The sequence below is a fragment of the Bartonella sp. W8151 genome (assembly GCF_016100385.1).
GTDB lineage: Bacteria > Pseudomonadota > Alphaproteobacteria > Rhizobiales > Rhizobiaceae > Bartonella > Bartonella apis.
In genome coordinates, this window is record NZ_JACFSO010000002.1 from 68,736 (window position 1) to 92,503 (window position 23,768).

At 46.9% G+C, this 23,768-nt stretch carries 5 protein-coding genes; 3 read left to right on the forward strand and 2 right to left on the reverse strand.

Translation table 11 applies throughout. The annotated features are described in order from the left end of the window. Nucleotides 1–5: 5 nt before the first annotated feature. Both H3V14_RS03425 and H3V14_RS03430 read right to left on the reverse strand, forming a co-directional pair. Nucleotides 6–1,337 (reverse strand): LLM class flavin-dependent oxidoreductase, encoded by a 1,332-nt coding sequence (locus H3V14_RS03425; RefSeq protein ID WP_198226627.1) that lies wholly within the window; start codon nucleotides 1,335–1,337, stop codon nucleotides 6–8. A gap of 21 nt (nucleotides 1,338–1,358) precedes the next feature. Then, nucleotides 1,359–2,363, reverse strand: a complete 1,005-nt coding sequence (locus H3V14_RS03430) for an MsnO8 family LLM class oxidoreductase (protein ID WP_198226629.1) — start codon at nucleotides 2,361–2,363, stop codon at nucleotides 1,359–1,361. A gap of 231 nt (nucleotides 2,364–2,594) precedes the next feature. Here H3V14_RS03430 and H3V14_RS03435 point away from each other — a divergent pair, with 231 nt between their 5' ends. The 3 genes from H3V14_RS03435 to H3V14_RS03445 all read left to right on the forward strand — a co-directional run bounded on the left by H3V14_RS03435 (nucleotide 2,595) and on the right by H3V14_RS03445 (nucleotide 23,683). Further along, entirely contained in the window at nucleotides 2,595–2,939 is a 345-nt protein-coding gene (locus H3V14_RS03435) for a DUF3088 domain-containing protein (protein ID WP_198226631.1), read from the forward strand. Between the two features lie 1,083 nt (nucleotides 2,940–4,022). Beyond that, nucleotides 4,023–4,796: an acetoin reductase gene (locus H3V14_RS03440; RefSeq protein ID WP_246784978.1), complete on the forward strand. Its 774-nt coding sequence runs from the start codon at nucleotides 4,023–4,025 to the stop codon at nucleotides 4,794–4,796. A gap of 668 nt (nucleotides 4,797–5,464) precedes the next feature. After that, a complete protein-coding gene (locus H3V14_RS03445) occupies nucleotides 5,465–23,683 on the forward strand; it encodes an Ig-like domain-containing protein (protein WP_198226633.1) in 18,219 nt (6,072 codons plus the stop codon). The last annotated feature ends 85 nt before the right edge of the window (nucleotides 23,684–23,768 follow it).

Sequence of the window (23,768 nt, forward strand, 5' to 3'; positions counted from 1 at the left end):
CGGCTTCAAGCCGCAACAATTTGCTGTTTTTCGGCATAACGGTTCGAGGGAATGGCAAGGCCGAGATTTTCACGCAATGTGTTGTGATGGAGCTTGCGATCGAAATAGCCGCGTTCTTCAAGACGAGGCAGAATTTCGGTAGAAAAGTCATCAAAGCCTTGGCCGCTTACCTGCATGGTCAGAATGAAACCGTCGGCCGCGCCTTTATCGAACCATTCGATGATGCGGTTGGTGACCTCGTCATAACTACCGATAAAATCACCGTGCTGGGTGGTTTCATTAAGTGCCACTTCGCGTAAAGTCAGGCCTTTTTCTTTTGCCTCTTGCTTGATGCGATCGCTCGTTGAACGGAAGCTGTTTTTACCTATGTCACCAAGTTCGGGGAAAGGTTTGTCAAGGTCATATTGGGCGAAATCATGATGGTCGAAATAACGGCCAAGATAGGCAAGCGCATCTTCAATGTTGACGAGATTGCGTATCGCACGGAACTTTTCTTCCGCTTCATCTTTGGTGCGCCCGACAATCGGGTTGATGCCGGGGAAAATTTTCACATCATTGAGTGAGCGGCCATGTGCAACCGCGCCATCTTTGACATGTTTGGCATAGTTTTTTGCCCCTTCAATATCTTGAATGTGGGTAAAGACTGCCTCGGCATATCTGGAGGCAAAATGGATGCCGGATTCGGAAGCACCCGCCTGGAAAATGACCGGTTCACCTTGTGGAGAACGCTGGATATTGAGCGGTCCTTCAACCGAAAAAAACTTGCCGTGGTGATTGACGCGGTGCATTTTTTTCGGGTCGAAAAACTGGCCGGTTTCACGGTTGCGAACAAATGCATCTTCTTCCCATGAAGACCATAACCCTTTGACAACATCAATATATTCACTGGCAATTTCATAACGCAATGTATGATCGGGGTGAGGGCGGCCATAGTTTTTGGCTGTGCCTTCAAGCGGAGTTGTTACAATGTTCCATGCAGCCCGCCCGCCACTTAAAAGGTCAAGGGAAGCAAATTGGCGAGCAACCGTGAACGGGTCGCTGTAAGAGGTTGAAACAGTGCCACCAAGACCGATTTTTGATGTATGTGCGGCAAGAAACGACAGCAGAGTGAGCGGTTCGAAACGGTTTAAAAAATGCGGGATCGATTTTTCATTGATATAAAGCCCGTCAGCAACAAAAACGAAGGCTAGCCCTTCGGCTTCGGCGCGTTTTGCAAGATTGACATTGTAAGCAATATTGACACTTGCATCTGCCGGAACGGAAGGATGGCGCCATGAATTCATATGGCCGCCTGCACCATGAAGCATGATGCCGAAATTGATTTTATTATGCGTCATCTTATATCTCCTCGATAGGGTTCAGGCTGCAATTTTTTCTTGCTCGAAAGCAAGTGCGCCTATTGCATCAATTCGTTCTTCAACACTGCTTGCAGGCAACTCCAACATGAATTCTCCGATACCGAATTGATGATGAAGGGCTTGAAGCTCTTTGTTTACTGTAGCTGCTGTGCCGGCGATAATTTGTGTATGGTGTTCTTCGATCGTGTAATCGGAACGGCCGGACAAACGCCCGAAATCTTCTGCCGCTTCCAAAGTGGTGAGGGAGAACACTTTGCCATCGGAAAAATGGATTTTATAAATAGAAATGGCATTGGCACGCTCTTTCGCGCGCTTGTCGGACTGGTCGATAACAGCTGCAAGTGCCAATTGTGGCACGCCCCCCGACGTCGCACGACGAAAAGTGGAAACAGTATTTTTCAACTTTTCTTCGCTGCCATTCAAATGTCCGGCATAGCTGAATTGCCAGCCGAGACGTGCAGCCAATTTTGCACTTTCTGCACTTGCTCCAAGCAGAAATGTGCTTGCACGGACTTCAGGTTTGGGCGTTGCGGCCAACCCTTTGAAGCGGCCTTCCTTTATTTCTTCCCCGCCAAGGAGTCTATCCAGAAGTTCCAACTTCTCTTCGAAACCGATACGTTTGTCATCGGAAAATTCGGCTTGCAAAGCTGCGGTTGTGTGTGGCAAGCCCCCCGGTGTTTTGCCGATGCCGATGTCGACGCGCCCCGGTTCGATCGTTGAAAGCACATTGAAAACTTCCGCTATTTTGTAGGGGCTATAATGCTGTAGCATGACGCCCCCCGAACCGATACGGATTTTCCGTGTCGCTGCCAAGAGATAGGCAACAAGTATTTCCGGTGCACTTGACGCGAATTCTTTGGAATGATGATGTTCGGCAACCCAGAAGCGGCGAAAGCCTGCGGCTTCTGCAGCACGAGCTGTTTCAACAGCGTTTCTTAAAGCTTGACCGGCATTGCGGTTGACATCAAGCGGGCATTTATCCAAAAGGCTTAAATCATAGACCATTATATAATCTCCTGCCGGTTAAACTGTGTTTGAAGTCCTTTTTCTTCCGGACATCGTGTCGACATTTATAATCGGCGGAGATTTTTGATTTTGGTAGCCTAACTATTCTATAGATTCTGATAATGTTGAAAAACATTTCCCGCTTTTATTGATTATTTAAATTCGGATAATCATGAAGAGGTCAAACAAAGTCGTATAACTCTCTCACCCGAAATTTTATGTGAGGTCATCATGTCAAAAGACATTCTTTTTCTATTGCCAAAAGCGTTCAAAGACGCAAAACAGCCCGACAAACTTTTTTATTGCCCGCATTGCCTACCGATAGAAGGCGCGCTTTCCTCTTATAAAAATAAGCTTCACGAGCTTGATGTGCGTTATGCAGATTTTCCGCGCCCGCGTGAAGAAGTTATTGCCATTGCCGGTGAAGATAACCAGTCCCTACCACTTCTGGTTCTGGGAAAAGGTCGCACAACCAGCCATAAGACAGGTGAATATAACGGCCACCAGCTTGTTGCCGGATCTGCCCCGATATTGGCGGCTTTAGCGGAGCTTTACAGCATTCCGATCAGCCATTGAGGTTGGCTCGCCAAGATTTAATAGCCGCATGACCTGATGTTTATGCCCCGGAATAGATATTCTAATAGAAATTAAAAATGACGGGACAGTAAAATTTGTCGAAGATAAAAAGTGGTGGCAACAAGAAGTTTTGAATTGCCACCATATTCCGTTAATAAATCGCCCAATCCGATTTTTATGGTATGTTATTCTTGCAGCATGTTTCTGGTCTTACGTGGTCGCCCTTTTTAATTTTTTCGTTGCGACTTTGTTATCCAAGAAATGATGATGTTTGAACAACGGGCAGAGGAAACGGGCAATATTTCTTGCATCATTTATAAAACCCGAACGCTTTTTCAGGATGATCGGCCGGAAAATGACGAATGTGTTTTTCACGCTTTCTACCTCTTTATTCGAATAAATTTTTTGAAGCAGAGTGCCGGTTCATCATGATGATAAGATGGTTTTCAAGATCACGCTCGTAAAAATATATCAAATGGTTGGCCTTTTTTTTAAGCTTTCAAAACAGAATAAATGCACTGTTGCTTTCCATGGATTTATCAGCCATTTTGATAGAATAACAACGATCATTATCGTTTCGGTTTTGCCATAACACATATGTTTTAACCGGTAGCGATAAAAGCTGAAGTGCGACAATAAATGGTGAACGGACAATGGCAAACTGTGAGTTGTAAACGGGACATTGTGCACGAGGATGCGGTTGCGACCATAAACGGGTGGCGGATAATTTATCATTCCTTACGGGCTTGTGAAAATGATTTGCTTCCGGAACCCGCATTTTGAAATTTTCTATATTATTGCGGACAAGTTGAAAAATAAACATTCGGTAAAATAAAACGCTTTTCTGCCAAGCTTTGGTCTGCTATTATGATAAACGATTTCCGTTTTCGTTGCAGCGGATAGATATTGAAATATTGTTTTGAATTTACAGAAGGTATTTCTTTTGTAAATAATGTAAAGTTGTTATTATAATTGTTTTAAATAAAAATATACTAATTTTTTACTGCGTCATTTTTTCATCTTGTTTTGTTTCCTTCTAAACACTAACTGAAAAAGAAATCTCGAATGAAAGGGAGAATTTTCATGACGAATAAAGTAGCTGTAGTCACAGGTTCCGGACAGGGGATTGGTCGGGCAATTGCTTTGCATTTGGCAAAAGACGGCTTCAATATCGGCCTCGTTGATGTCAAGAAAGACAAGATTGCGGCTGTTAAAAAAGAAATCGAAGCTTTGGGGCAAAAGGCCACCACAATCACTGGCGATATTTCCGTGCGTGAAGAGGTTTATGGCGCGATCGAACAAGCTGAAAAAGACCTCGGCGGCTTCGATGTAATGGTTAACAATGCCGGTATTGCACAGGTCAATGCTTTGGCCGATGTAACGCCTGAAGAAGTCGAGAAAATTTTCAAAGTCAATGTTCAGGGAGCCCTGTGGGGCATTCAGGCGGCAGCCAAAAAATTCATTGCGCGTAAACAAAAAGGCAAAATCATCAGTGCTTCTTCTATCGCCGGTCATGAAGGCTATGCAATGTTGGGTATCTATTCGGCAACGAAATTTGCTGTGCGTGCTTTGACGCAGGCGGCTGCTAAGGAATATGCTTCCCATGGCATCACAGTTAACGCTTATTGCCCGGGGGTTGTCGGCACAGATATGTGGGTTGAAATTGACAAACGTTTCCATGAAACGACGGGTGTGCCGCTTGGAGAAACCTATAAGAAATTTGTTGGCGGTATTGCGCTTGGTCGCGCAGAAACACCGGACGATGTGGCAAACCTCGTTTCATTCCTCGCAAGTCCTGCTTCCGACTATATTACAGGTCAGGCTATCTTGACCGATGGTGGTATGGTTTACCGCTAAGAAACTGAAACATGTGTGTTTTTGAATAATTTTTAATAGGGGCCGTGAATATTTCACGGCCTTTTCTTTTTTAAAAGGCTGTTTTTGAATATTCGGTCAATAAAAATAACGAATTTTATTAGCACAATAAGTAATTATTTTAAGTAAAATTTAAATTAAACATTATTTGTAATTAAAATATATAATTTAATATTACTATATTTGATATGTTTATCAATGTGAATATATAAATAAAAAATAAATAATTAAATAATTGATACTTATATTTATTTTTAAAAAACTGAATCCAATTGATAAATGTCTAATAAAGTATGGCAATAAGAAAATAAAACTAATAATAAGCAATATAAAAATTTATAGTAACGTAATTTTGTAATTTTTTATAAAAATTTTCTCTTACTTTTTTAAATATAGAAATTTGATTTCAGATCATAGCTGATCAACCGATAATTGCAATCTTGAAAACACAGTTAGAAGTTGTATATTATAAAATTCAACTGAAAGTATAAAAGCCTATTGGAAACTTGGTAGGTGACAGACGGAATTTGTCTTTTCGGCGGCAGGTTCCTTAAAGTGTTTTCTGCGGGGGAAATCACAAAATATTGGGTGCTGAACGCGTGGCGCATCAATGCCACAGCATATCAATTTAGTGATGTAGGAAACAGAATATGACAAAGTCGGATATCATCAAGCAGCATCCAGTCGTCAAGTTGACCGAGGGAAGCGGGTCTGTTGATAGTGGTGGCAAGCCGCACAATTTTGTTCTCACAGCAGACAAGGAAAGCATCACCAATTATACCCGTGCAGGCAATGATCTGGTTATTGATTTTGCAGACGGAAAGACTGTCCGGATCAACAACTTTTTCAGTGCGGGGCATCCCGTATGCAATCTGATTTTCATTGATGATGGCACGACATGGCTCACCGACTTCAGCCAGGCACTCACAGATAATGGCGACGGCATTCTTGATACCAATGTTTTTTATGAAGAAATAAAAGACAAAAGCGGCTTTTCACAGAATGTTCTATTGGGGATCTTAGGGGCGGCTGCCGGAGCGGGCGGTATTGCAGCAGCCGCTTCAAGTGGCGGTGATGATAATGATTATGACGAACCGGTTGTGAACAGAAAGCCTCCGGCAGCACCGACCTATTTGGTTATAAACAATAATGACCCGAAAAATTTGCTTGCAGTTAAAAATGGCGGTTATCTGAATGATACAACGCCATTGTTGTCGGGTAAGGGAGTTCCGGGCAATACAATCAGGATCCATCTTGACGGTTATCCCGACATGACCACGAAGGTCAATTCGGACGGCACGTGGAGTTACGAGTTGCCGAAGTTGAGTGACGGCAAATACACAGCAAAAGTCACCCAGATTGACGCGAATGGCAAAGTAAGTGCGGAATCGAAATATGATTTCAATGTTGATACGAAAGCACCGGATGCACCTAATGTTTCTCGCGGGGTTGATAATGTTTCCCCTGATCCGGTGGGCTCTGACGGGACGTTGAAAGATGGTGATTATACCAATGACAAAACCCCGACTTTGACTGGTAAAGGGGAGCCTGGAAGCACGGTCAAAATTTATGATACCGATGACAAAGGCAACAAAACGCTTGTGGGACAGGGGACTGTCGATAAAGATGGCAACTGGTCGGTTGAAACAAACAAAGCTTTAAGTGAAGGTCACCATAAACTCACCACGACGTTGACCGATGCTGCCGGCAATGAAAGTGCGGGAACCGATTTCAATGTCAATATTGACTCGAGCAGGCCGGTTGGCATTGAAGATTTCCGTGTTGAAGACAATTATCCGGAAGTGACCGGACCATTGCCGTTAACCGGCGGTATGACTGATGATGATACGCCGGTTTTTGCAGGCAAGATCGGCAAGGATGCAACCCATCTTATCATTAAACTCAATGGCCATGAATTTGTCATTGACCGGAATACATTAAATGAAGCGGGGCCCCAAAGAGGGGCGGGAGAAAAAGTCATTCATGATGATGGCACATTCGCCTTCCGTTTGCCTCAAGCCTATAAGCTTACCAAAGGCAATTATAATTACGAGGTTTATGCCAAGAACAAAGTTGGTAATGAAAGCGATCATATTAACGGCAATTTTGCTTTTGACCGGACGCTTCCTCCAGCGATGAGCGACCAAAATCTTGATGTTATTGATAGTGTCGGGGCTGTTACCGGATCCTACAAAAATTGGGCACAACGTGACAGCGACCATAAGAAAGTGACCGACGATAGTCATGCGGTTTTCAAAGGCAGGATTCCGAATGGTTATGATGTTACAAAGGTCGATCACATTAACATTTATGACAATGGAAAGAAGATTGGCGAAGCCAAGGTCAGGAATGACGGGAGTTGGGAATATAGTCAGGAATGGTTGCAAGGTGACCATCGTTTAAGTGCAGCTGTTGTCAATAAATTCGGCACGACTGGTGAACAGTCAAATCCTGATGATTATGATTTCTGGGTTGATTTGAACCGTGCGGGGCCGCCATCTATCCAGCAGGTACAGGATGATCAGGGGCATTATCATGAATCCGGTTACCCGACCAATTCCAACAGCTTCTTTGTAACAGGTGGCGGGCCATCTTCAGGAAAAGTAACGCTGAGGCTTTATGACAAGGATGGCAATCCGGTCAAGAATTTCAAAGGCGAGCCATTGGAATGGACGGCTGACGTTTCGAAAGACGGGTCATGGTCGGTCAATACAGGAGATCTATCGCACCTTAATCCGCCTTTAAAGGACGGGGAATATAGTTTCAAAGCAAGTGCCGTAGACAGTAAAGGTGCTTCCACCGATGCATCGGGCTCGCATTGGCTGGAACGCGATACGACAGCGCCTGATACGCCGGATGCGCCGAAGGCGATGGATAATGTTGGCGAAAAGCAGGGTGAAATCACTACCGGAGCGACGACAGATGATGACACGCCGACTTTATCGGGCAAGGGTAAAAAGGGCGAAGTTGTCAAGATTTATGACAATGACGGGAAAACGCCGATTGGCGAGACTGTTGTCGGTGATGATGGAACATGGAGTTTTACGCCCAATCCGCCGCTAAAAGGTGGCGACCACAGTTTGACAACGACATTGACGGATTCTGCCGGCAATGAAAGTGAACGGAGCGGTGCTGTCAAAGTAACGGTCGACAAATCGGGTGTGAACATCTTTCTCGATGGTGCTCATGATAATGAAGGGTCTATCCGTAAGGATGTCACGGATAATGGTGTAACGGATGATCGTACGCCGACCCTTTACGGGCGTGGTACGCCCAATGGGACAGTCGTCATCACCGACGAGAATGGCAAGGAAATTGGCAAAACCAAAGTCGATGGCGCGGGAAATTGGAAGTTCGAGCTTCCAAGTCAGGCAGGTGATAATCAGGAAGTCACCCATACCTATCACGCAAAAATCACCAATGCGGCAGGCAATACCCAGTCTGTCGATTTCCATTTGACGATTGATACCAAAGCACCGGATGCACCGGCTATTGATAAAGTCATCGACAATGTTGGCAATAAAGACAATGCCACCAACCATACGAATGGTGACAAAGAACTTCATAGTGGTGATACGACTGATGATACAACGCCGACATTTTCCGGTAAAGGCACGGCTGGAGATATCATCAAATTATACGATGGTGACAAGCTTGTTGGCCAATCGGTTGTAAAAGACGATGGCACATGGAGTGTTTCGCCGACAAGCCCGATTAGCAATACAAAAGGAATGCATGAATTTACCACGACGGCAACCGATCCGGCGGGTAACGAAAGCAACCATTCGGACAAGTTCGTTTTAGGTTTCGATACCGAGCCGGTTCCGGCGATGGGAAACAGCAAGGATGAAGTCGATCTTATTGACGATGCCGGTTCGATTGTCGGCTCCTATCGTGATGGTCAGTGGGCGACGCGGCAAGGTCAACATGGCGAGAAAGTTGTTATCACCGACGATACAACGCCGACACTTAAAGGGCATTTGCCTACAGATTTGTTGAATTCCGGCCGGATTTCGACAGTCAACATATATGATAACGGCAAATTATTGACAAAAATTCCGGTGAAAGGAGACGGGAGTTGGGATTATACGCCGACACTCAACGCCGGCAATAATCATAATTTCGAAGTTGCTTATGAAAACAAGGCAGGTGTCGAGGGAGCACGTACATCCTTCCCGTTTATTCTTGATATGGCAACCGTTGGCCAGACTTCGATTGATTCAGCCACAACGGGTACAAATAATGCACCCTATACATGGGATAATCCGACGAAGGAAAACGTATTCCATCTTCAGGGAAGTGCGCCGGCCAATTCTATCATTACTGTTTATCTGAAAGACAGTAGCGGCAATGTCATTCATACGTTTGAAACCACGACAAGCGATGGCTCCGGTAGCTGGTCGCAGACAGTGGATTTGAACACTGTTTCAGTGGAGACACGCAAAGCCATTGCAGACGGGCGTTATAGTTTTGTAGCTGATGCCAGAAATGACGCGGGAACGGTTGGTGCCAAATCCGGCGATAGCTGGGTCAATCGTGATACGACAGCACCGGCAAAGCCCGATATTGTCAAAGCGGAAGATAATTCCGGCGATCAGCATGGAAGCATTGAAGAAGGCAAGACCTATGACGAGGATATGCCACTCTTTTCCGGAAAAGGTGAAAAGAATTCCATTGTCACCATTTATGACAACGGCAAGGTTATAGGAGAGACGACCGTCCATGAAAATGGAACATGGTCATGGACGCCCACCACGCCGCTTAAAGCCGGTTCACATAGTATAACAACCACTTTGACCGATGCGGCTGGCAATATGAGTGATAAAAGTGACCCGTTAGGGTTCAATCTTGATTTGACACCACCGGAAGTCAAAATTGATCACGCTGTTGATGACTATAACAAAGAGGCGAAAGATATTGTCAATGGCGGTGCCACCAATGATGCAACGCCGAAGCTTGTCGGGCGTGGCACACCCGGACAAAGGGTGACGATTCTTGATAAGACAACCGGTTCAACCTATGAAACGACGGTCAATGGGGATGGCACATGGGAATACCAGTTGCCGGCCCAACAAAATGCCGGTGAAGACAAGACACACGAATATATTGCCTCTTTGATAAATAATGCCGGCAATAAAGTCGAACATCATTTCAGCCTGCATATTGATACAAAGGCTCCGGCAACACCCGAACTTGTCGAGGTTATCGACAATGTCGGCAACGATCCGGAAAAATATCCGAATGGCAACCGTTCATTGAGCGACAATGATATTACCGACGACACCACGCCGACTTTTAATGGTAAAGGTGTCGCGGGCGACATTATCAAGCTTTATACGGTTAACGATAAAGGCGAGCGCACGCTTATCGGCCAGACAACAGTGAATGATGATGGCACATGGTCTGTGACGCCGACGGTTGCTTTGACCGATGATCCAAATCATAGTCCGACAAAATATACATTTATTGTGACAGAGACAGATAGTGTCGGCAATGAAAGCGATCCGACAGACGGCCGTAATCTTTTTATTGATCGCACACCGCCGGTTCTAGACGACAAGACCATCAAGCTTGTTGATGACAAGGAAACGAATGTCGGTGACTTCCCGAACTGGAACGAGAAGGATGACGGTAAGGGTGGAAAGATCAAGCTTACCAATGATGATACGCCGACGATGAGCGGACGCGCGATTTCAAGCGACACCCAATCGGTCAATATTTATGACAATGGCAAGCTGATCGGTTCTGCCAAAGTTGACGAAAATGGTGACTGGAGTTTCACACCGCCAACGGGACACGGGCTTGGCGATGGCGTGCACGAATGGATAGCGCGTCCGGTTGACAAAGCCGGTAATGAAGGTCAGCCAACGCCGGCCTATAAATTCGAAGTTGATACCAAGGGACCAACCGGAACACTCGGAAGTGACATTGGCTTGTGGGATGATGAGGGACCACAGACTGGCGAATTTGACGGCGCCAATGGTACCACAGCATGGAATACCAATGATCAGAACCATAAAGTAACCGACGATAAAACACCTGAGATCAAAGGCAAACTTCCGGCAGGAAGCGATGTCACAAAAGTACATATCTATATTGATGGCACGCTTGCCAGTATTGTCAATGTTGCAGCTGATGGCACGTGGTCCTATACGCCGCATTTGAGCTCGGGCACACATAAAATCGAAGCCCGTCCGTCCGATGATGCGGGCAATGAAGGTGAGGCCAAGACCTGGGATTTTGACATTGCCGGAGCAGCTCCGGGAATGCCGGCCATTACCGGCATTTACAACAATGAAGAAAAAGAGATTGATGCATCCCATCCGGATGGCAAGTTCATTGATAAAAACCAGTTTACCAATGATGCCACACCGCTCATAAAAGGAACCGGTGATGCCGGTTCGTTTATCAATATCTATATTGGCGATAAACTTGTCGCCAAGGGTGTTAAGGTCGGGGGTGACGGCCATTGGGCAGTCGCGATTGATCCTTCATTGGCCGGTATTTTGCCGAATGGTGAGAGCTGGCAAATCCGTGCTTCTGCAAGTGACAGTGCCGGACAGGAATCCGACAAGACAGGGTTCTGGCCGATCAATGTCGATACATTAAAACCGACAACACCGGATCTGCCGAAGTTGGACGACCATGTCGGTGATAAACAGGGAGATGTAGCTGAAAACAGCACGATTGATGACAAAGCACCAACTATTCACGGAAAAGCTGGTGAGGGTAATGTTGTTGTCGATATTTATGATACTGTTGATGGCAAGACAAAACATGTTCAGACTGTTATGTCCGATGGCGAAGGAAACTGGAGTTATACGCCAACCGACCTCGGACAGGGCAAACATTCGATTACCACGACTTACACCGATAAGGCTGGCAATATCAGTGATAAGAGCCCGGCATTCGACTTTAACATTGATAGTTCGGCAATTCTCGTTTCGATCAATTATGCTGCAGATAATGCAGGCCATATTGTCAAAGATCTTGCAAATGGCGCAACAACGGATGACACGACACCGACGCTTTTTGGTACAACCACTTCCAACACAGTTGTAACCATAAAAGAAGGTGAAAAGGTTATTGGCACGGTTACCTCCGACGGGCATGGTAACTGGTCGTTCGAACTTCCTAAACAAACAAACGGGCACCATGTTTATACCGCTTCTGTGACAGCTCAAAACGGCAACAATGCCCATTCTGACTTTGCCCTTGATATTAATAATACGCCGCCGCAAGCACCGGACATTACGCGTGTTCAGGATGACGTGCCGCTCAACACCGATGATCTTGTTTCGGGTGGCAAAACCAATGATACCAAGCCGACATTTTATGGCGAGGGTAATCCCGGCGATACCGTGACCATTTATGACGAGATTGATGGCAAACTGGTCAAGATCGGCACGGCCAATATTGGTAATGATCATAAATGGGTATGCACGGTTGACGAACTTGCCCCGGGTGCCCATCATTTCAAGCTCCAGACAACCAACAAGCTTGGCGTCGATAGCGAAAAATATACTGAATATGATCTGACGGTGAAGACAGATGCACCGACGCAAACGACGAGCCTGGTTTCGATTACGGAAGATCGCGGTTTGAGCGACAGCGATTTCAAGACCGGCGATGACAGTCTTGTTTTCAAATTCGGTGTTAATGAAAAATTGCCGGCCGGTTACAAGGTTCAGGTCAATGTTGACGGCAAATGGTATGATGCCACCTATGACGAGACTGACGGTTACTGGTATTATGACCATTCCAACACTCATCTTGCTGAAGGCGTCCATAAAATTTACGGGCGCGTTGTCGACGATGCAGGCAATGTCAAAGACGGTCCGGCACAGGACGTCACTATCGACAAGACTGCGCCAATCGGTGGCGACTATCAGATTGTGATTGACAGCTTTATTGATGATGTCAATGAGGAAGGTGGATCGAAGAGCCGTTCCAATGGTGAAGCAACCAATGATAATACGCCGACTTTGATTGGTCATACATCGGGTATGAAGCCTGGCGACTATGTCACTGTGCAGGTCAAAATCGGTGACGATTGGGTAACAATCGGCACAGCAAAAGTTGACGGGTCAGGCAATTGGAAGTTCGACGTCAAAGGAATACCCGGAGGCATAGCAAAAGACCATCTTGATGACGGCTATCACGAATTCAGAGGCGTTATTACCGATGAAGCAGGAAATCTTGGACAAGCCTCTTCCGGTTTTGGCCTGGATGTTACGACAACACCGCCACCTGTAATCAACGAAAGCGGCCTTGATCTTTTTGATGACCAGTTGCCGATAACCGGCACAATTGCAAAGGGTACAACCACCGATGACAGCCGTCCGACATTAAAAGGGGCTGCCAATTCGGTTGACCCGACAAAAGTGGAAAAAATCAATCTTTATGACAATGGCAAACTGATCGGAACCGGTAAAGTCAATAGCGACGGGTCATGGAGTGTCGAGCCGACAGTACCACTGCGTCAAGGCAATCACAGTTTTGTTGCCAAACCGGTTGATCATGCCGGAAACGAGCAATCGCAGGGAACAACGGCATGGGATTTCAACTTTGTCGGCCATGCACCGGCTACTCCTTCTATCGTCAATGTCGTTGATGATAGGGGTGATACTATCCAGAAAAATGCTGTTACAAACGATTCCACACCGCTTATCAAAGGGACAGGCACAACCGGTTCGATTGTTCATATTTATGTTGACGATGTGGAAGTGGCGACAACCAAAGTGAAGGATGATGGAACCTGGGAAACCACACTTCCGACGCTTGCCAATCCGGCAACAGACCGTAATGGTACCAGTCACAACATTAAAGCCCAAGCAGTGGATCCGGCCGGTAACTGGAGCCATGAAACGGGCGAGTATCCGATCATTGTCGACAGACAAGCGCCGGATGCACCCGATGCACCGACGGCCAAAGATGATCAGGGCAATACAATTACCGGAACAACGGCCGATTCAACACCAACTTTGAGTGGCAAGGTCAACGGAAATCAATCCGGTGACAAGGTCAACATCTATCAGGATGATGTGAAAGTCGGTGAGGCAAAGGTTAACGACCAGGGAGAGTGGTCGTGGACACCGAAGGATCCGTTAGGAAAAGGCAATCACCAGTTCCAGACGTCTTTAAGTGATGCAGCCGGTAATGAAAGCGGCAAGGGGACGGCGACCAATATCACGGTTGACACAAGTACGGTCAAGGTGAGCATTGACTATCTTGTTGATGATCAGGCACCGCTTGAATCACACATCACAAACAATAGTAAGACCGATGACAGAACACCGCTTATTGTCGGTAAAGCAACACCGAACTCTACTGTTGTTCTGACATATACCGACTCCAATAATCAGGTTCATGAGCTTGCAAAGGTTACGGCCGATGGTGAAGGCAACTGGTCTTATCAGGTCAAGGACAGTGAAAAACTTGGCGAAGGCCATTATGTCATTCATGCTGAAACCACAAATGCTTCGGGAGGCAAATCGACAGCCGATTTCAATTTTGATGTTGATATAACGAACAATCAAAAGCCGTCGATTGATAGAGTAACCGATGATGTCGGCGCTGTTCAGAATGATGTTGGAAGTGGTGACAGTACCGATGATACAACCCCGACAATTATCGGAAGTGGTGCAAAGCCATATCAGCAGATCAATATCTATGACCAGGAAGAAAATAGTAAGGGCGAAAAAGGCGAAAGCAAGCTGATCGGTTCGGCCATAGCCGATGGTCAAGGAAAATGGAGTTTCACACCACCTTCTCCGCTTGGAGGAGACACAACACATCATTTAAGCGCGACCACTGTCGACGAGGTTGGCAACGAAAGTGAGCATTCTAATGACTATAATGTGATTGTCGATATTAAGTCACCCGAACCGATCGCCAATGATACAGTTTCGGTGACCGATGATGTCAAAAACGATGCCAATGATTTTACCGGTCAACTTCAAAAAGGCCAGTATACCAATGACAATCAACCCGAATATTCCGGAAAAGCACCGTCGGACGCAAAAACTGTCAATATTTATGACAATGGCAAGCTGATCGGTTCAACAAAAGTCAAGGAAGACGGGACATGGTCGTTTACACCTGACGAAACTCACAAGCTTTCTGAAGGTCAACATACATTGACTGCCCGTCCGGTGGACGCTGCCGGTAATGAAGGCACAGATTGTCGGGGGTCCCAATTTATTGTCGACACAATTGCACCAACTGTAACACCGAGAATCGTCGGCGTGTTGACCGATTCCGGTACATTAAACGATGACTTTATCACGCAGGACAAAAATCCGACGATTCTTGTGGGCGTGGATAACCCGCCACTTGCCGATAACGAACATGTCGAGATTTCGCTTGATGACGGGCAGACATGGATAAGAGCCGACTACAATCCTAATACCCAACAGTATTATTATTCCGTCCAAAAGGGGCATGAACTGACCGATCAGGTCTATCATATCAAGGCTCGTGTGGTCGATGCCGCAGGCAATGTTGGTCCAGTGGTCGGACATGATATGACGATTGATACTACCCCGCCTGTCGACGGTTATACGGTCACGATTGACAAATTCCATGACGATGTCGAAAACAATGTTGGCGATTATCCGTCAGGAACGGCAACCAATGACAAGACGCCACTTCTTAAAGGCACGGTAAGAGGTGCACATGTCGGCGATGTTGTTCATCTCTATTATCGTGATTCCCAAGGCAATCTCCATAGTGTTGCCGACAATATTCACCTCACATCAAACGGCGATGGCACTTATAGCTGGCAGTACCAGCTTCCCGAACTTGCAGAAGGCAATTACCAATATGTTGCAGTGGTCAAGGATGCTGCCGGAAATGAAGGCGCTTCAAGCAACGACTTCCTTTTGACTGTCGATGTGACAGGTCCTCTATGGGGCGATACCAATTCTATAAAACTGGTGGACGACCAGCAACCGGATACCGGCGAGATACCGCATTCGGGTGGCGTCACCGATGACAATTATCCGGAGCTTCAGGCGGGAGCCGGAACTGTTACGGGGGCAGCCGGTGGAATCGTAGAACTCTATGACGGAAACACCAAAATCGGCGAGGGTATCATTCAGTCGGATGGCTCGTTTAAAATCGTTCCGAATAAAGCCATTACTCCCGGCCAACACCGTTTCCATCTGGTTGCTGTTGATCCGGCCGGTAACCGCACGCCGCTTGATGATGTCAAATGGGACTTCAATTTTGCCGGACATGCTCCGGGTACGCCATCCATCACCAATATTATTGATGAGTATAACAATCCGGAAGGCAAATCCGTTTACCTGCAAAAAGGCCAGTCGACAGACGATGCGACGCCGACCCTTCATGGTATGGGAACCAAAGGCACACGCATTCACATTTATAAAAACGACCAGGAAATCAATACCGATGACAATCCGGTTATTGTCGGCGAGGATGGCACATGGACTTTCAAGCTTCCGGCCGGTTATGCCTTGAAAGATACCTCGACAAACGGTCTTGGAACGGAATATAGGTTTGCCGTTCAAGCGGTTGACCAGACGGGTGTGCCGAGTTCAAAAACCGGCGAATATCCGATTGTTTATGATAATCAAGCGCCAAACAAACCGGATGTTCCGGATATTCAATCCGATCAGAACCCCAAGATCGGTTCGATTTCGAATAATGACACAACACCCGACCAAACCCCGACATTCAGCGGTACTGTTCAAAACCCGCAAGTGGGAGACAAGGTTACCATTTACAACAAAGTCGACGGTTCCTATGTCAAAATTGGCGAGGCAACGGTCGACCCGTCCTCGGGCAAATGGTCATGGACACCGGAAAATCCGCTTGATAAAGGTTCTTACGAATTTGTAACATCGGTCACCGATGCGGCAGGAAATGAAAGTGTAAAAAGCGATTCGACTTCAGTCACTGTTGATCCGACAAGTGTCGAAGTCAGCATCCTTTATGCTGTTGATGACCAAAAGAATCCCACCGGAGGGATTTCCGACGGTGGTCTCACCAATGACGCAACGCCGGAATTGCATGGACGTGCAACGGCCAATTCGACTGTCACTATCTATACTGATATTGATGGAGTGAGAACAGAAATCGGCAAAGTCAATGCCGATTCCAATGGCGACTGGACATTTGCGTGGCCGAAAGACAAGCCGGCCCTTACTGATGGTAGTCATACAATTGTTGCGGAGGCATTACTTCCCAATAATTCGACGAAGTCTGACAGTTTCGACCTTGTTGTCGACACACAAAATAACAATGTTCCAGTGATTGACAGTGCCGGCGATGATGTCGGTGGCAAACAGGAGGATCTTACCTCCGGTAAGGCAAGTGATGATACAACGCCGACTTTGAAAGGCCATGGCGCCGAGCCGAACGGCATGGTCAATATTTATGATACGGTTAACGGCGAGACACATCTCGTTGATAGCGTGAAAGCCGATTCCGAAGGCAACTGGGAATATTCTGTTCAGAGCCCATTACCGGAAGGGGAACATCATTTTCAGGCAACATCTGTTGATGCGGCCGGCAATGAAAGTGCCAAATCACCCGTTTTCGATTATACGATCGATTTGACTGCGCCGGATGCTTTGAAGTCTGTCGACTTGACTGACGACGTAGCAGAAACCACCGGTACGATCAGCAATAATGGCATGACGAATGACGACAGGCCGACCTATAGCGGTTCGGCCACGGCGGACATCGACAAGGTCTTTATTTATGACCATGGCGTCAAAATCGGGGAAGCCAAGGTTGTCAACAATAACGGGCAATATACATGGAGCTATACACCCGATACTGCCTTGGCAAATGGCGACCATTCGTTTCAGGCAAGGCCGGTTGATGCTGTTGGCAATATCGGTATTCCGACCGGTGCATGGAATTTTAAGGTTCTCACCGGAACGATTGCCACCAAACCGACAATTGTCGGTATTTCACAGGATACCGGTTTTGATACCAACGACTATGTTACCAGTGATACACAACCGACAATCTACATTGCGACTTCGCAAGAGCTCGATGCCGCAAACGGTGAAAAAGTCCAGATCAATATTGGCGGGCAGTGGTACGACACAGAATATGATGCAGCAAGTCATCGTTATTTCTTCCGTCCGGTAACAGCTTTGCCGGCGAGTGCCAATGGCACAAATTATATCATCCAGACCCGCATTATCGACAATGCCGGCCGGACATCGGATATCGACGAAAAAACGATGACACTTGATAATCAAGGTCCGGATGGCACGGTAACGCTTGATAAATTCGTTGATAATGTCGGTGTTGGAGGTGACTTCACCAGCCATACCGATAAAAATTATACCGATGATCGCACCCCCGAATTGCACGGAACAGTTACGGGAGCGAAGCCGGGTGATTATGTTGTCATTTATCTCTCGGATAAAAATGGCAATATTCTAAAAGACGAGAATGGCAATCCGATCAAGCTTGGTTCTGTCCATCCTGATGGCACCAATTGGAAATTTACCCCTAATCTTGATGCTGCCCATTATCCGGATAATGATTATTATTTTGTTGCTGTGCTTGAGGATAAGGCCGGTAATCAGGGACCGAAATCGCCACCTTTGGGCATGTCTCTGACAACTGAAGGACCGGATTGGTCCGGCTCGAAGGATTATGATGTCTATGACGATCAGGCTCCCGATATCGGCATTATCGGGGAAAATAATAAACCGCACGTCACCGATGACAATCGGCCGACAGTGAAAGGCAAAGCCGGTTCCCTTGACCCTGCCAAGGTTGCTTCTGTGCTTCTTTATGATAGCGACCCTTCAGACCCGAACGCCAAGCCGATTGGCAAGAAGACTATCAATAGTGACGGTTCGTGGGAGGTTGAACCGGATAGTCCGTTGATGCCGGGACATCATCGTTTCTGGGTGGTTCCGGTCAACCATGCCGGCGTGGTTGGCAAAACAAAATCCGATGTTTTCGAGTTCGATCTTATCGGTCACGCGCCCGGTACTCCGTCGGTTACCCAGATTGGCCATGATGATGATCCGAATGTTGTTTTTCCGGACAACCAGATTCAGCAAAACGGGATCACGCGCGACAATACGCCGTTTATCAAAGGAACCGGTACAAAAGGCTCTTATGTTAAAATTTACGACCAGTTCAATGGCGAAGACAGGTTGCTCGACACCGTAAAAGTCGATAACGACGGCCATTGGGAAACGAGTTTGCAGGGACTTGAAGACGGGACCCATAAAATCTGGGTTCAGGCAACAGATGCCGGCGGCAACAAGAGTGCGGCAACCGCACCTTATCCGTTCGTGGTGGATACAACTGCACCGGCTAGTCCCGGACGTCCGACAATTACAAGCGATATTGCCCCCAATAAGGCCGTGATTACCGATGACCACACCGATCACGGAACAACAAACGACACAACGCCCACCTTCTCGGGAAAGATAGATAAATCGCAACCGGGTGATGTTGTGACCATTTATGATGGTGACAAAGCAATCGGCGAGACGAAAGTTAATCCGGATGGTTCGTGGTCGTTCACACCGACAACGCCGCTTGATAAAGGCGAACATCATTTTACCACCTCGGTAAAAGATGCGGCCGGCAATGAAAGCAATCGCGGCTTTGGAACCGATATTACAATAGCCGATATTGGAAATACCGTAACGGTTGATTATGCCGTTGACAATGTGGATCCGATTAAAGGCCCGATTGCCAATGGCGGTCATACTGATGATACAACGCCCGAACTTCACGGCACGGCACCGGCAGGCTCGACTGTCACCGTTTATACTGACTCTTCAAAACAAACGAAAGTTGGCGACCCGGTCACTGTGGGTTCGGATGGCACATGGTCTATCGGTTTGACGGAACAGACAGCCGGCGAACATAAATATTATGTCGAGGCAACAGGCACCGATGGCACTGTTATTGCCGGACAGGATTTCAAACTGAATATTGATAATGGTGAACCTGATCGGCCGACAATTACCGGGGTTACTGATGATGTCGGCCTTATTCAGGGTGTAGTTGCAAATGGTGGCGACCGTGTAGACAATGGCACTACCGACGATACCAATCCGACGATTAAAGGCACAGCACTGAAGAACAGCCTTGTTATCATCTATGATAATGGCAAGGAAATTGGCCGCGTTTATGCCGATGGCGACGGCAACTGGTCTTATACAACCGGAGCGATGCTTACCGAAGATAACCACAATTTTACGGCCGTTTCGCAAAATGCCGAGGGAAAAACCAGCGGCGTTTCAAACGAATATCTTGTTAAGGTCGACATTACCGCACCCGAGCAGATAACCGGCGAGACTGTTCAGGATAATGTTTTGCCGAATAGTGCCAATGGTGAAGAAGGCCCGGCCATTATTACTGTCAACCAAAATGATCACACCAATGATGATAGCCCGATCTTTAGCGGAACGGCACCAAGCGACGCCAAGAAAGTGCGCATTTATGACAATAATAAATTAATTGCCGAAGTTGATGTCAATGCGGATCATACATGGTTCTGGGAAGCGGGTAACAGAAACTCCGATGCCAAGCTTGCCAATGGTTCACACTCGCTGACAGCCCGTCCGGTGGATGCTGCCGGCAATGAAGGACCGGCATCTCAAGCGCATTCATTTATTGTTGATAAAACGGTTCCCGGCGCCAAGGCCACACTCGACAGTATTACCGACGATACGGGGTTCGAGAGCAGCGACTTCACGACACAGGATAATACACTCCTCTTCAGCTTCAAAGTGGATGGAACGCTAAAGGATACCGACAAGGTTCAAGCCCTCATCAATAATCAATGGTACGATCTTACCTATAATTCAGCCAATGGAAAATGGGAACTTGACTGGCGAAACAAGCCTGCCCTTGCTGACGGAAGTTATGTCATCAAGACGCGCGTTATTTCGAGTACCGGAATTTATGATGATGATGCAACCCAAAAGTCGGCAAAAACTGTTGTTATTGATAGTGATGGCTCGGCGCAACATTCGGAATTTACGGGCTTTACCGGTAAAGGCGATAAAGTCTTCCAGAATGGTGAATATGTCGATGTTACAAACCCTGTTCTGAAGGGTAAAATCAGTGGCAATCTTGCCGACCTTGAAGATGGCTCGAAAATCGGCATTTACCGCGATCACGTGCTGTTAGGCTATGTCGACAAAAGCCAGATCAATGCCGATGGCACATTCAGTTTCAAGCTGCCTGATGGCAGCTTGACCGACCGTCACAGTTATATCTTTACGACTGCGATTGTGTCGAAATCCGGCTATGTCGGCGAAGCGCATGATGTCGAAGTGCGCGTTGACACAACCGGCGCTGCAAATGTTCCTGATTACGGAATTTCAAACAACAATACTCAAAGAGGTAGTGGAGATTTAAGTTATACGCAGGCTGTCGCACTCAACAATAATGGCGAGTGGCAGGTTATTTCCAATTCGAATGTTTGGGTTTTCAACAGTAACGGCAAGGCCGAAGCCCACTATTTGAATTATCAGACAGGAATTAATAATGGGACGGTTGATGTTTGGGGGTGGGGGCCGGAAAATGTTTTGTTCGGTTCCTATACTATGGCCGATTATAACCATGATGGTTACATTGATGTATGGTCAACAAAAACTTCCTATTCCTGGTTTACGACCGCCGCTTATGTCGGCACGGGTGATAATCAATGGAATTATGTCGATGTGAAATATGGCGACATGTTCAATGGTGCCTCTATTGAAAACCACCTCGGCGGCATTGCCACTTTCGATATGAATGGTGACGGGTATCTCGATGTCATTCAGGGTGATTCCGGCGCGGATTCCGGCTCTATCTTCTTGAACAAGGGAGCGACTTCGTCAAACCTGAACGGTAACCAGTTCATTGCGATGGGCAGGCAATTTGGTGGTAACCAATCCCCGCTCACGAGCAATTTTATGACCGATCACCATGTGTCGGCGATCGACCTTGACAATAACGGGACGATTGATTTTGCCGGTAACGGCGAGATTAATGACATGAATGGCGTTTCCGGCTATGCGAACAATTGGTACCAGTTGATGACACTCCTGAACAGCGGCAAGTCTGCCCCTGTTAACGGTGTTTATGGCACCAACTGGTCAGTCAACCAGCATTTTGACGATTCATTGCCGAGTTTCGGCAATGGCACTGATGAGTCAATTGGTCCTGACAACTATAAAAATACCATTTCCATGACATGGGCCGATTATAATGGTGATGGTTATATGGATCTGTTCCTTGCCAAAAATCATCACAATTGGCATGGCGATCGGGAAAGTCAGATCTTTTATAATAAAGCTGACGGAACCGGGCAATTGCGTAATGCTGTTGGCTTGGGCGACGACCTTGACGGTCGCTGGTCGGTTGCTATCGACTGGGATCACGATGGCAAAATGGATATTCTGGAGGTTCCAGGCTTCGGCGGGAGTGCCTCTGGTACGAAGCTCTGGCATAATGGCGGCGTTGGTCTTGATGGTTCGGTCAAATGGGATAATTGGGATATCTTCGGTGCGCAGGGTGGCCGTCTTGCCAGTGTCAATGGTGATGTTGATCCGAGGACAATTGATGGCAGTGGTATTAACTTCATTTATGGTATTGGTGTTGTCGACTATGACTGGGATGGCGCGCTTGATGTCACCATGCAGCGTGACAACTTGCATTCATCGCTCATTTTGTCGAACAAAAACAAGGTCGGTTATGGAACGTCGTTGCATCTTCGCATTACCGACAAGGATGGTGCCAATGTATTCTATAACAATACCGTTCAGCTTTTTGACTCTGCCGGAAAACTGGTGGCTGTACAGGTTATCAATGCGCAAGGTGGCATTGGTGCTTCCGATAATACCGGCCTTGTCCATTTCTATGGCTTGAAAGAAAATGAAACCTATTCGGTTGTTGTCTTGCGCAACACCGAAGGGCAGTCGAATGATATTGGCGGTATTGCCCACACCCATACGACAGATGCAAACGGTTACGGCAAAGACAATGCGATAGAAAATGTCAACACCTCTTGGACAGGTCTTAAAGCTGTAGAAGCAGACCATGCCTATATCCTGAATGCCAATAAAGATGGCGACACGGTTACAACCGGTGCGGGAAACAATGATCCGGCTACCCGGGGCTACCGTCCGGGACTTGTCGGCACCGGTTATAATGACCTCTTTACAGCTGAAGCCGGTAGCCAAAGCTATTCGGGTGGCGGCGGTTGGCGCAACGATGCCGGCGAGAAATATTGGCAGGCAAGCGGTGGTGAAGACATTGTCGATTTTGGCAAGGCAACCAACGGTATTACAGTCGATTTGAGTAATACCGGCTATCAATCGACAGGTTTCAACAACGCCAAATTCAATGACATTGAAGGTATTTACGGAAGCAAATTCAACGATACTTTCACCGGTAACTCAGGCGACAATTTCTTCGATGGCCGTGGTGGTAACGACACCTATCACCTTGAATCCGGTGGTCATGATCTTCTGCTTTATCGCCTCATCCAGCAGGATGATGCAACCGGTGGCAACGGTCATGACACAGCCTATGGCTTCAAGGTTGGTGATTATATCGACGCCGACAAAACCAAGATTGATGCCGATGCCGACCGCATTGATGTCAAGGATCTGTTGCAAGGCTACCGTGCTGATGCCGATGGTGCTGCCCATTTCGACGATAAAGGCAAAACCCAGATCGACTGGGGTGATAATATCAAGGACTTTCTTTCGACCCGCGTTGAAAACGGCAATACCATTTTGAGTGTTGACCGTGATGGCAAGGGGAATGCCTTCCAGTCGACCGACCTTCTGACTTTGAACAATGTCCAAACCGATTTGGAAACATTGTTGGCAAACCATCAGATCATCATCGGTTAATCTTCTCTATGGCGGGCATTTTCCCCGCCATAGATATTTTTTCGGGCAGGTAGGGTTCCTGTCTTTTGCAGTTTTAAAATCGCAG